Source organism: Stenotrophomonas sp. GD03794 (genome assembly GCF_029842145.1).
Classification (GTDB): Bacteria; Pseudomonadota; Gammaproteobacteria; order Xanthomonadales; family Xanthomonadaceae; genus Stenotrophomonas; species Stenotrophomonas riyadhensis.
Genome location: NZ_JAOCFV010000007.1, coordinates 101142 through 113188, shown reverse-complemented (window position 1 = coordinate 113188; position 12047 = coordinate 101142). Strand labels below are relative to the sequence as shown.

Annotated in this window: 10 protein-coding genes; 5 read left to right on the top strand and 5 right to left on the bottom strand. The window is 59.6% G+C overall.

All coding sequences use genetic code 11. The features are described 5' to 3' along the window. Positions 1-91 precede the first annotated feature (91 nt). Entirely contained in the window at positions 92-616 is a 525-nt protein-coding gene (locus N5D91_RS06320) for a hypothetical protein (RefSeq protein ID WP_180854240.1), read from the top strand. 178 nt (positions 617-794) lie between these two features. Here the strand turns inward: N5D91_RS06320 and N5D91_RS06315 are convergent, their stop codons facing one another. Continuing rightward, complete coding sequence (locus tag N5D91_RS06315; protein ID WP_003158902.1) at positions 795-1436, bottom strand: substrate-binding domain-containing protein; 642 nt, start codon at positions 1434-1436, stop codon at positions 795-797. 121 nt (positions 1437-1557) lie between these two features. On the opposite strand from N5D91_RS06315, the gene N5D91_RS06310 reads away from it, so the two are divergent. After that, positions 1558-1863, top strand: coding sequence for a helix-turn-helix transcriptional regulator (locus N5D91_RS06310; protein WP_003158903.1), 306 nt, complete (start codon positions 1558-1560; stop codon positions 1861-1863). 98 nt (positions 1864-1961) lie between these two features. On the opposite strand, the gene N5D91_RS06305 is transcribed toward N5D91_RS06310, so the two are convergent. From N5D91_RS06305 to N5D91_RS06290, 4 genes are all read right to left on the bottom strand, one after another. Beyond that, the gene (locus N5D91_RS06305; protein ID WP_176031468.1) at positions 1962-4310 is read right to left on the bottom strand and encodes a S8 family peptidase; all 2349 of its coding nucleotides are present in this window, start codon (positions 4308-4310) and stop codon (positions 1962-1964) included. 139 nt (positions 4311-4449) lie between these two features. Next, on the bottom strand, positions 4450-5481 hold the full coding sequence (locus N5D91_RS06300) for an AAA family ATPase (RefSeq protein ID WP_003158906.1): 1032 nt from the start codon (positions 5479-5481) through the stop codon (positions 4450-4452). Beyond that, complete coding sequence (locus N5D91_RS06295; RefSeq protein WP_023464296.1) at positions 5474-5791, bottom strand: helix-turn-helix transcriptional regulator; 318 nt, start codon at positions 5789-5791, stop codon at positions 5474-5476. Before N5D91_RS06295 ends, N5D91_RS06300 begins: the two co-directional genes overlap by 8 nt. A 134-nt stretch (positions 5792-5925) precedes the next feature. Then, the gene (locus N5D91_RS06290; RefSeq protein ID WP_003158908.1) at positions 5926-6816 is read right to left on the bottom strand and encodes a LysR family transcriptional regulator; all 891 of its coding nucleotides are present in this window, start codon (positions 6814-6816) and stop codon (positions 5926-5928) included. A 279-nt stretch (positions 6817-7095) separates the two neighbouring features. Between N5D91_RS06290 and N5D91_RS06285 the strand changes: the two genes are divergently transcribed. From N5D91_RS06285 to N5D91_RS06275, 3 genes are read left to right on the top strand one after another with little or no spacing between them, the layout of a single operon-like run. Beyond that, a complete protein-coding gene (locus N5D91_RS06285; protein ID WP_003158909.1) occupies positions 7096-8004 on the top strand; it encodes a WYL domain-containing protein in 909 nt (302 codons plus the stop codon). Positions 8005-8016: 12 nt separating this feature from the next. After that, positions 8017-11238 carry a helicase-related protein gene (locus N5D91_RS06280; protein WP_003160812.1) on the top strand — a complete coding sequence of 1074 codons (3222 nt, stop codon included), beginning with the start codon at positions 8017-8019 and terminating at the stop codon, positions 11236-11238. Beyond that, entirely contained in the window at positions 11235-12041 is an 807-nt protein-coding gene (locus N5D91_RS06275; protein WP_003158911.1) for a DUF4391 domain-containing protein, read from the top strand. Before N5D91_RS06280 ends, N5D91_RS06275 begins: the two co-directional genes overlap by 4 nt. Positions 12042-12047: the final 6 nt, after the last annotated feature.

Sequence of the window (12047 nt, the reverse complement as noted above, 5' to 3'; positions counted from 1 at the left end):
GCTCACAGCGCTAAGAGAAGCCAAGCGCGATATCCAGCGTTGTATATGTCGTGCTTTGGCACCTTCGATCACTCAACCGCGGACGGACACGATGGCGGAATGGACCGGCTATCCCACGATCATCTACACCAACCGCCCCCTCCTTGATCTGGCCAAGGACCTCATGGCCTGTTTCCGGGATACGTTCGGCTATCAGATGGAGGTGGACCGCCTCGGGAACGGCCTGGGCTTCCTGTTCTACCGCGACAGGGACATGCTGGATCACCACCTCGACGTAGGATTCAACGTTGACCGGGCCGGTCGCGGATGTGTTGGCATTGAAGTGGACGAAGTCGACTTCTACGCCAGGCTTTCCCTGTTCGAGTTCGAGGGCGAATCGGACTTCGACCCCTACGACGTCGGCATGATGCTGAGCGGGGTTCTTCATGTCACCGTGGTGCTGCCCGCAGCAACCGAGGAGAACACGTTCTGCTCGCAGGTGCTCAGTGACGTTGAAAATCTGACGAAAATGCCGGCGGGCAGTTCCCGGCAGGAGCGCCTCAAGGAACATCTTTCCGTGATCAAAGCGCTTTCAGCCGAAGCGGATCGGCTGGGTGACCTGCTCGATCAGGAGTGATCGAGAGGCGGGATGGAGCGGGTGAAGGGAATCACCCAAGGCAGCCAACCCATTGATTAATAAAGATTTTTTCTGGTTATTAAAACCAGAAGTGGCCTCTGAATGTACCACATCACCCCTCTTGGCGAAAGGCATAAATCCACCGCCTTCTGCTGGCAGCTACCGACAGCCACTGCGATCAGGAAGGGAGCGCTTTTGCGATCTGCAGTGCCCTGCGCTCGAACCGTTCGGAAACAGGGTTCGCTTGCCCCTGGGGCCTATGCAGGTGCGCCACGATTTCGTAGGGGCCGTCGTCCAGTGGTCGCATGCTGACTCCCCATCCAGGGGCGTGCTTGATACGCGATTGTGCGGATACCCCGACACCGTAGCCGGCAGAAACCCATAGCGCCATCATCTCGAAGGAAGTCACGTACTGAAGGTTCTGCGGGTCAGCAGGCAGACGCGCGAGCAGCCGACGATCCAGCGAAGAACAGGTCTCAGCCTCCCAGCGAAAGATCGGATAGTTCTGGAGGTCGGCGATGGTGAGCGATGCCTGCTCAAGCAAGGGAAGCCTCAGCGGTATCGCAACGGCCATGTGCTCAATCCACAAGGGCTGGGTTTCCAGGGCCGGATCGCTCGCTCCTTGAAGCGACATTCCCACGTCGTAGCGGCCTTCACGAAGCCCATCAAGCAGCTCGTCACCTGCCACTTCAAAGAACGTGATGCTGACCTCGGGTTCTTCCGCTCGTTGCAGCGCGAGCAGCGCCGAGAGCTGAGATGACGATACGCCTGGCGCAATCGCAAGCCTGAGGTGGGCGGGTTGGCTGGTGATGTTGTCCACGGAGAACCTACAGAAGCGACGAAGCAGGTCAAGGGCAAACCAGCATCATAGTAAAGAGAGAAGTTTAACGTCTATATGTTTAACGTGGTTAATTTAAGAGGATTGTTTGACGCTTCTGTTGATGCAGAAGCTTACTATTCAGCCAGGTCGTCCACCTGGCACACCCACATATGAATCCGAACCAGCATTAGCTTTCGGGCGGGCCGTGCGTGCCGCTCGCGTCGCGCAGGGGGTCGCTCAAGACGATTTTGCGTATCAGGCGGGAATATCGCGTTCGCACATGGGCAAGATCGAACGCGGGGAGCATGTGCCGACGCTGCCTTTGATACTGAAAATCGCTGCCGCACTCGGGATAAGCGCCAGCGAATTGATGGCCGCGACTGAAAAGAACCTCAGCGCGGGCAGTGAGCCGCAAGATTCGGCATAGCGGTCGTAAGTGTCTTTTCGGATATTGGCAGCGCAAGCTGTCGCAGCCAACGGCGCCGGGCGGGTGCTTAGCCCGACAGCGGAACACTGGAATGCCTCTTACGTATCGACAACCACAACATTAGCCACAGGGATTTTCTGGGAAATAGCAGCGTAAAGATCAACGTCCGTCTGCTGGGTCTGAATGGATACCACCAAGCTATATCGCGCCGGCAGGCCATAACGTTCCAGCGCAGGCCGTGTCCGCCACCACCCAGCCGAAGGATACACAGCAATGAAGCCACGGCTGGCCAAGTCAGCCGCCGTACCTTTCCAGACATCCTGATGCAGCGAACCACGATGCCGCTGCCGTTCGCCCAACAGCCAATTGGGATCTGAGGGGTTCACAGGGTCACCCTCATCCTCGCGCTGCGCTGCCGCATTCACCCGTGCGACAAAATGCTCGGTGGATGCATCCAGCGGACGCTGCACATCGAATCGCAGGCGATGCGAAGGGTAGTGATACTTCGAGGCCACACCACGTGCCGAAGGATTGGGTTCGATGAAGTAGGAGAGCGTGACACGCATCTCGACGGGCGTGTCCTGCAATGCCTCCAACTCATCCTTCGGCCAAGGCAAGGAATGCAAATTCATGTCGCGCGTCACGACCTTGCCTGAAACCTTCGCGTAAGGCTGTACCACGTCCTCAACCAGCAAGGTCAGCGAGTCTCCCGCGCTCCATAGTGCCCGGTTCAAATCCGGGACTCCCCAGCCGCAATGGCGAATCAAGTGAACGTAATCGTCCTTGTTCGGCACCACGGGCAGGAACATCCCGCGCATGGCCTCGCTCCATTGCGCAGAATGCACCAGCAACGCACGCACGGTTTCCGGCCGGAGGTGCGGATAGGCCGCCATGATCTGAGCCACCATTCCCGCACACAATGCCGACGCGGCACTGGTGGCGTTGCTGGTGGTGAACAGGCGATCCAGCGGCTGGTTGTGGGTCGTCAGCAAGTTCAGGCTGGCCATACCGACCGCACCCAGTTCATCCTTGGCCGTATTGCCTCCTTCCAGCACAACCTCGGGCTTCAACGGCCATGCCCGATCCCACGTTCTGGTTGTCGTCGTGAAGGGGCTGAGGCCGCCGGCTTCGGCGACGGGGCTCAAGGAAGGATGACCTTCCGTGTCGATCTTGTCAGTACAAGCACCCACCGTGATTGCGTTCCATGCCTGGCCGGGGTCATGCACGAGATTGGTGGAAAGGCTATCGGGATATCCAGCCCACGCATTGGGGTCGCGCGTGTTGCCGGCGGACAGCACGAACAGGCGCGGACTTTCACCAGCCCCATCGGTATCCGCAGCAAGGCCATCGACAGCAGCAGACCACGAGGAAGGACGGCCACGGTCACGGTAGTCCGAAGCCGTCACCGCCGAAGCAAACACGCGCGACCGATTCGGCGCAGAGATTTCAGGCCGCGCGACGCCTTCCGTGAAAAGATAAGCGTGGTGGCGCGCATCACCTTCATTCGCACCTTCCGCCGGTATCAGCTTCACCGACTCCAGTCGATGAGGGACATTGATTGAATCAGCAGAGGCCAGAGCATCCGTGAGATCGCCATAGGCAGCCAAGCCCGCCAGGCCGGTGCCATGATCAGCCTCATCATCCACGCCCCAGGCCGGCTCCACGGTATGCAAATCGCTCGCATCCATCAAAGGCGCCAAGAGCGGATGCGCACGAGTCACTCCGGAATCCAACAGGCAGACGCGGGGAGCCGTATCGTCCGACGGCTGCAACCGGGCACGACGCAGCAAGTCGTCCGCCCACGCCTGCTGCTCGCGTACGCCCATGCCATCGAAGAACTCAGCAGTCTCCTTGGCATAGCGAAGTTCAGCCACACAGTTCAGCGTCATCACCGACCGCGAGAACTGCTGCTGCGATCCATACATCAACAGCACCGTGCGTTCGGGGAAATTGACCTGCTTGTCACTGACGACACATTCCGCCAATCGAGCAAGTTTCTTGAAGTCCTCTACAACGATTTGCCGCTGTCCCGCCCCTCGAACCGGAAGCCAGACCTCCCACCAGAAGGCGGTCGCGAGATCGTCAGGCAGCAATTCGGGGGCGTCAGTCCACAGAGCCCTGATTTCTGCTGCCCGGATGGATTCGATGGCATCGATCAGCTTGCGGTGATCTCGCGCCTTGCCGTTACGATCCTTTTTCTCTTCGAGGTAGTCGGAAATGTATTTCTCGAAATGCGCCAGCTTTCCATCAGGGACAAAGACATTGGCGAAGGTCCGGTTGCCCTCGTGACGAACACTGAGAAGCTCAATCCTCTTGCGAGCATCCGCCAAGCTCTCGAACGCCAGCTCAACATCCGGTTGACTGGAAAACTGGATTTGCAAGCCAAGGCCACTTTCCAGTTGCAGTTCCCCTTGAACTCGCACCGCCTCTGCCACAGCAGGCTTCAAGATCTCGATTTGTGCTCGGAGGGACGCACTCTGTTGCGGCCGAGGCAAGGCCGGTACGTTTTGCGTTGGGCCACCGCCCGGAGAATGTGCGGTAAACCCGACGGTCTTTGATGTATTTCGAAGAATGAAGTGTGGGCGTTTAGCTTGTGGCTGATCCGGCATGGTTCGGTACGGCCTTCTTGTGATTCATTCTGAAGCTTAATTTGCGGCGCTCATCGAGAGCGCGTGTCAGCATATCCACCTTCACACACGCCTCGTCGTGCATCACCGCTTCCTTGATGGACTCATCCACTGCACGTTTAATCTCTGCGTAGCTCAAACCCTCCGCTCTGCTTGTAAGCGCCTTGAGTGGAAAAGGTTTGGGCGCGAACTTCCCAAGCCGCGACTGGATCAGCCTGGCGGCTTGCGGCGCACCTGGAAACCGATACTCGATCACATCATCAAACCGGCGGAAAAGTGCGTAGTCAAGGATCTCCACATGGTTCGTCGCTGCGACGATCAGGCTATGGGATTGATCGCTTTCAATCATTTGCAGAAAGCTGTTCAGTACCCGCCGAATCTCACCCACGTCATTGGCCAGCCCTCTTTGCGAGCCGATGGCATCGAACTCATCAAAGAAGTAAACACCCCGCACATCATTGATGGCATCGAATATTTGACGCAGCTTGGCGGCGGTCTCTCCCATGAACTTGGTAATCAGGGCATCCAGCCGAACAGAAAACAGCGGGATACCCAGTTCACCGGCCAGCACAGAGGCCGTCATCGTTTTGCCGGTGCCAGGCGGGCCGACCAGCAACAATTTACGTCTCGGCGACAGGCCATGCTCGCGGATACGCGAATGGTGCTTCTGTTCCTTCATGATGCGGCCAAGCTGTTCGGCCATCTCCGCATCGAGCACCATGTCCGACAGTCGATTCTTTGGGTAGGACACCGTCAGCAAGTTCGCCAGTTCACCGCGTGGACGGGCCAATGGCACCAGTTTGCCCTCGGTGCCATGCGATGAGACACGGGCTTTCGCCGCGTCGATCATGTCGCGCAGTTCTTCGGCAAGCTTGCCATGCCCCACCTTGGCTTCACGAGCCGCGACCTGCATGGCGACGGAATAGAAGTGCTGGTCATCCCGCTCGATATGGGATTTCACCAACGCCTTGAGTTGTTCGGCATTAGCCATAGTGGCCTCCCACCTGCGCTGTCATGTTGGCCGATGCTCCCAGTGATGCCAGCGCAGACTGCATTAACTGATCGGCGACGTGCTCGTCTATCGCACCCAGTTCGCTTTGGTCGGCAGCCAGAACGAACAGCAGGCCGACAGGCACATGCAATGCCTCGGCAATTCTTGTAACCGTCGAAAGTGTCGGGTCGCGCTTATTGTTCTCAAGCATCGACAAGTACGACACGGAGCAATTGGCTCGGTTCGCAATGGTGCTTTGAGAGACGCCCCGTTGCGTTCGGCACAGTCGAATGGCTTGTCCAACATTCATGGCGCTTGCTTTCTCACGGGTTGCGACGAGCGTAAGTACCCTGGAATTTTACCACCAGTGAACATTATTGACGAGACTTCTCCTCCGGATACCGCACTGGCAGGCTTCAGGCAGCCAGTCCTGGCCGCTGCGGATCAATCGTCCGAGTGCGCGCGCAGGCGCGCGATGAATCGTTCCACCGACACCGGCGAGTCCTCGCCGGCGGGCCGTAGCAAGTAGGTCGTGATGACTGCGGAATCCATGGCCAGAGGGCGGATCACCACGTCGGGGCGCAGGCTCGCCGCGATCCTGGTTTCGGTGATGAAGCCTACCCCGTAGCCGGCACCGACCAGGGTGAGCATCATGTCCAATGACGACACGTGCTCGGCGACGTCGGGTGGACGCTCCAAAGGCCGCAGCAGCCGCGCCAGTTCACGATGGTAGCCTTCGCATGCCTGCGGGTCACATAAGACCAGTGGGTAGATCGCAAGCTGATGCAGCGGAACAGCCTTGTGTGAAAGTAAAGGATGCCGGGCGGGCACGGCTACCACCAGCGGATCGTGCCAGAGTGGCTCGGTAACGATGTCGTCGCCGACTTCCGCCGTGTGCGCAAACCCGATCGAGAAGTCACCTGAGCGCAAACCACGCAACTGATCGGCCAACGGCACTTCGGACAGGCGAATCTCGATCTCCGGCTCTTCCTCGCGGCAGCGGGCCAGGAGGGCCGACAGCCTGGGATCGATTGCACCGTCGGATACGGCAATGCGAAGGCTTCCGCTCAGGCCCGCAGCGACCGCCTGTACGTTCTCCTGAGCCTGTTTGAGGACGGCGAACACTCTGCGCACATCTTGCAGGAACGTTGCTCCCGCCTCGGTCAGTACCGTGCCTCGGCGGTTGCGCTCGAAGAGCACCACACCCAGATCATCCTCAAGCTCTTTGATGGCGCGGGACAAGGGTGGCTGTTCGATATGCAGGCGCTCTGCGGCCCGTGTGAAGTGCAGCTCTTCTGCGAGAGCCACAAAGCAGCGAAGGTGTCGCAGTTCCATGGGTCGTGCTCCTGTTCCGTATCAGCGATCTATTCGCACCAGCTCTCGTCCGCAGTGACCTGCTGGATGCACGTCCAGTCCACGTCACTCCTGGCGCGCTGCGCTGGACTGAAGCGCCTGCCAGTCCACGCCGGATCACTCATTTGCGCCTCAAAAATGGTTATCATAATACAGCTAACTAGTGAATCAACTTAGATTTATAGACGTCTTTCCACACAGACCATATACTTTCTGCAGAAATTTACACGAGCATTCGCTAACCCGAACGAGCCAGTCAGGATGCCCCACCAACAGCTTGCCGATCTCACCCAGCCACAGCGTGACCGCCTCGCGTTCGTGGAATTGCGTCTGCGCTTCATTGGGGAGATGCGCCGCCAGGACTTGGTCGCGCGTTTTGGTATCCAGTCCGCTGCCGCGTCCAGGGATCTGGCGCTGTACAAGGACTTGGCTCCGGGCAATATCGACTACGACGGCAAAGGCAAGTTCTACGTCCTGGGTTCGAGCTTCCAGCCGATCTTCGATTTCCCACCCGAGCGGGTGTTGTCGTGGCTGACCCAGGGGTTTGGCGACGGTGAACCGATGCACATCAAGGCGTGGGTGGCCAGCGAGAGCCCGTCCCGGCTCACTCACCCTGACCTGGCAATCTTGGCGAGCGTCACTCGGGCCATTCATTACGAGTGCCCGCTCGGCATCGAGTACCACTCCATCTCAAGCGGTCGCACGGAGCGCGAGATCGTTCCGTTTGCGCTGATCGACAACGGTCTGCGCTGGCACGTTCGCGCGTTCGACCGCAAATCCCAGGATTTCCGGGATTTCGTCATCACCCGGATCAGACGCCCTGTCGTGCTCAAGGGCCAGCCAGTGGCGGCTCACGAGATGAGCGATCAGGACATTCAGTGGACACGGATCGTCGAGCTGGAACTGGTTCCCCATCCGGACCAGCCCCGGCCAGAGATCACCGAAATGGACTACGGCATGCAGGGCGGCGTGCTGCGGATGAAGCTGCGTGCAGCCACGGCCGGGTACATCCTGCGCAAATGGAGTGTCGATTGTTCCCCCGACCATAGCCTGCGCGGCCCCGAGTACCGGCTTTGGTTGAAAGACCACCTTGCCATCTACGGTGTGCGCAATGCTGTGCTGGCGCCGGGATATGCATCGCCAAGTACAGAGGCGTCGATAGACGACTGAACGGGAACGACCATGAAGCTGATCCACAACACCGGTTCGCAGCGCGTCATCGATTTGATCCGCCCTCATCTCAAGCGTGGCAATCAGCTCGGTTGCGTGACGCCTTCGTTCTCTCTTTACGCCTTCGCTGAAGTCCGAGAGGCTCTGTCCACCCTGGAACGGGTCCAATTGATTGTGCCTCCCGACGATGCGGTGCTTGAACTCCTTGGTTCGGAAGGTGACCGTGCCGCGCGCAATCGTCTGCAGGCACGCTGGTTGGCCAATCAGTGCGCGAAGTGGATCAGTGAGAAGGTTGATCTGCGGCGGGCATCAAGATCAGTGCCTCAAGGTGCAGCAGTCATGCGCAGGCTCGATGGAACGCCTGAACAAGTGGTGCTGGGGTCGTTCGCCTTCAGCACATCAGGCCTTGGCCTGACGCCAGGCAACCCATTGAGCTTGATTCAGGCATCGGAATCTGCTGACGAGGCCGCGCAGCTTGCCCAATGGTTCGATCACCAGTGGGCAAATCTGCAAAGCGTTTCTGCCACCGATTCGGAGGACAAGAGCAAAGGGCGTGATGCCGTTCTCGAAGCGCTGCGAGCCCTTGGTGAGCACCGCGACCCGTTCACCATCTACACATTGATGTTGCATCACCTGTTTCGTGACAGTGGCGACGAGATGGATGAAGAGCGCATCGTCAAGTCCGCCACCGGCATTCGCAATACCGTGGTGTGGAAGAAGCTCTTCAAGTTCCAGCGCGACGGCGTGGTGGGCGCGATCGACAAACTCAACCGCTTTGGCGGCTGCATCATTGCCGACAGTGTCGGCTTAGGCAAAACCTTCGAAGCCCTGGCCATCATCAAGTACCACGAACTGCGCAACGACCGCGTGCTGGTGCTGGCGCCCAAGCGCCTGCGCGATAACTGGACGCTTTACAAGGCCAACGACAAGCGCAACGTCCTTGCAGGCGACCGTTTCAACTACGACGTCCTCAACCACACCGACCTGTCACGCGATGGCGGCACATCCGGCGATATCGATCTGTCGCATGTGAATTGGGGCAACTACGACCTGGTGGTGATCGACGAATCGCACAACTTCCGCAACAAGGCCACCCACAAAGGCAAGGAGTCGCGCTACGACCGCCTGATGCGGCGGATCATCCGCGAAGGCGTCAAGACCCGCGTGCTGATGCTCTCGGCCACACCGGTCAACAACCGCCTGGCCGACCTGCGCAACCAGATTGCCTTTGCCACCGAAGGCGATGACACCGCCCTGATGGAGCACGGCATCGCCAGCATCGAGGCCACGACCCGCAAGGCGCAGGCGCAGTTCAACCGCTGGCTGGCGCTGGACGAAGCTGAAAAAACACCGACCCGGCTGGTGGAGATGCTGGGTTTCGACTACTTCACCTTGCTGGACCATCTCACCATCGCCCGCTCTCGGCGGCACGTGGAGAAATACTACGGCACCAGCGAGACAGGCCGCTTCCCGGATCGCCTGCCACCGATCAACATCAAGGCCGACGTTGACCTTGCGGGCGAGTTCCGCGCCATCCGCGACATCAATCAGGAAATCCGCCGACTCACCTTGGCCAGTTATGCGCCGCTGCGCTATGTCCTGCCCCACAAACAGGAAGCCTACGACGCCAAGTACAGCACGCAGATTCGCGGCGGAGAAAGCTTCTTCCGCCAAGCGGACCGCGAAGAAAGCCTGATTCATCTCCTGCGTGTGAACGTGCTCAAACGCATGGAAAGCGCCGTTTCTTCCTTCACCCTGACACTGCAAAGGCAGCTCAAGGACGTGGAGGCCACGCTGGGCCGCATTGAGTCGCATGCCGATGCACTGGAGGAAATCGACATTGCCGACGTCGATATCGACGACCCCGCGTTCGAGTCCTTGTTGGTCGGGCGCAAAGTCAAGGTGCTGCTGGATGACGTGGATCTGATCCGCTGGAAGCAGGATCTGCTGGAAGACCGCAACCGCCTGGCAACCCTGCTGGCGGCTGCCAAACAAATCGATGCCGCCCGCGACGCCAAGCTGACCGCACTGCGCGACTTGATCCAACGCAAGTGCCACGATCCGATCAACCCCGGCAACCGCAAGATCATCGTGTTCACTGCTTTTTCCGATACGGCGCACTATCTCTATGCGCAGCTCGCTCCCTGGGCCAAAAGCACGTTGGGTGTCGATGCTGCGCTGGTCACCGGGAGCGCCGGCATACAGACCACCTTGCCCGGTCTGCGCAAAGGCATGAGCGATGTGCTGTCGGCATTTGCGCCGCGCGCCAAGGAGCGCCCGGCCGAACTGGCCGCTGAAGGCGAGATTGACTTGTTGATCGCCACCGACTGCATTTCCGAAGGGCAGAACCTGCAAGACTGCGACTGGCTGATCAACTACGACATCCACTGGAACCCGGTGCGCATCATCCAGCGCTTCGGACGCATCGACCGCATCGGCTCGCCCAACCAGCGCATCCAGCTCGTGAACTTCTGGCCCAACATGGAGTTGGAGGAATACATCAACCTGGAACAGCGCGTCAGCGGTCGCATGGTGCTGCTCGATGTCTCGGCCACAGGGGAAGAAAACCTGATCGAGCAACAATCCGGCAACGCCATGAACGATCTGGAATACCGGCGCAAGCAGTTGCTCAAATTGCAGGACACCGTCATCGACATGGAAGACCTGTCCACCGGCGTGTCGATCACCGACCTCACCCTGACCGACTTCCGCATCGATCTGGCGCAATATCTGAAGGCGCACCCCGGCAAGCTCGACACCCAGCCCCTTGGAGCCTATGCGGTGACCACGACACTGGATGCCGATATTCCCCCCGGCGTGATCTTCTGCTTGCAAGCCTGCGGCCCGGCAGCAAAGCCCGCCGCATCGTCCGACTACCCGCTCGCGCCGCACTACCTGGTGCATGTCGGCGATGACGGAACCGTATTGCTGCCTTACCCCCAGGCCAAACGCATCCTGGACCGCCTCAAGCGCCTTTCGCTGGGGCGCGAACGACCTGATGAAAGTGCCTGCGCGCGGTTCGACAAGGCCACCAAAGGGGGCGAAGACATGCGCCATGCCCAGAAGCTGCTCGCGGCGGCAGTGGCATCCGTCGCCGGCAAGCACGAGGAACGGGCCGTGGCCAGTCTATTCACGCCCGGCGGCACGCACGCCATGAAAGGCGAATTCGCCGGCAGCGGTGATTTTGAGGTGGTGGCATTCCTGGTGGTGCTGCCGGAAAGGGAGGCAGCATGACGGTCATCGACGCGCACGCCGTTATCCAGGCATTGGGCCTGCCCGACAGTTGCCGGGTAGAGCAGCGCGTCCCCAAGAAACTGCTGTTGGAGAATGGTGTGCCTACGGCGTCCGACAAACGCTTGATCACCGATGCCATTGAAGAAATCCAGTGGTTCGCCGCGCTCAAGCCCAACACCATCGGCGTGCCTGACTACCGGGACGCGCAGCGCGAGTACCTTGAGATCGCAGTGCTGGTTGTGACCTTGCGGGGTACCGTCAAACCCGCCAGTTGCTCGCGGCTGGCTGAACTGGTGCACCGTGCGGTGCCTTATCCGGTGCTGTTGCTGTTGGTTGAAGGACAAACGGTGGCCTTGTCCCTGGCCCACAAGCGCTGGGCGCAGAACGAGGCCAGCAAAGTGGTGCTCGACGGCAGCCTTACGTTGGCCTTGCTATCCCACGCAACCGCCAATGCCACGGCGACCGATGCCGCAGCACGCTCCGAAGCCGAGCATGCCTTCGTGCAATCCCTGTCGATTGCACACCAGCCCCAGACCTCGTTGCACGCCCTCTATCAAGGCTGGATGGATTGCGTGCAGGCCCTGCAGGCTGCGCGGCGGACAGGAAACTACCGAACCACGGCAACGCCGGAGCAGGCGGCGGCGCGTCGGCAGGCGCTGGCCGATTGCGAGCGGCTTGAAGGCGAGATCAGCCGCCTGCGGGCACAAGGCGCGAAGGAAAAGCAGATGGCACGCCAAGTCGAAATCAATCTCCAATTAAAAGCACTGTTGGCCGAGCGTCAGCAGATCGCTCAATATCTCTGAGGAATA

Bases quoted from the DNA above. Each gene is read 5' to 3' on its own strand.
- N5D91_RS06280 (WP_003160812.1), top strand. From the start codon at position 8,017: ATGAAGCTGATCCACAACACCGGTTCGCAGCGCGTCATCGATTTGATC.
- N5D91_RS06275 (WP_003158911.1), top strand. From the start codon at position 11,235: ATGACGGTCATCGACGCGCACGCCGTTATCCAGGCATTGGGCCTGCCC.
- N5D91_RS06290 (WP_003158908.1), bottom strand. From the start codon at position 6,816: ATGGAACTGCGACACCTTCGCTGCTTTGTGGCTCTCGCAGAAGAGCTG.
- N5D91_RS06295 (WP_023464296.1), bottom strand. From the start codon at position 5,791: ATGAATGTTGGACAAGCCATTCGACTGTGCCGAACGCAACGGGGCGTC.
- N5D91_RS06310 (WP_003158903.1), top strand. From the start codon at position 1,558: ATGCAGAAGCTTACTATTCAGCCAGGTCGTCCACCTGGCACACCCACA.
- N5D91_RS06285 (WP_003158909.1), top strand. From the start codon at position 7,096: ATGCCCCACCAACAGCTTGCCGATCTCACCCAGCCACAGCGTGACCGC.
- N5D91_RS06300 (WP_003158906.1), bottom strand. From the start codon at position 5,481: ATGGCTAATGCCGAACAACTCAAGGCGTTGGTGAAATCCCATATCGAG.
- N5D91_RS06320 (WP_180854240.1), top strand. From the start codon at position 92: ATGGCGGAATGGACCGGCTATCCCACGATCATCTACACCAACCGCCCC.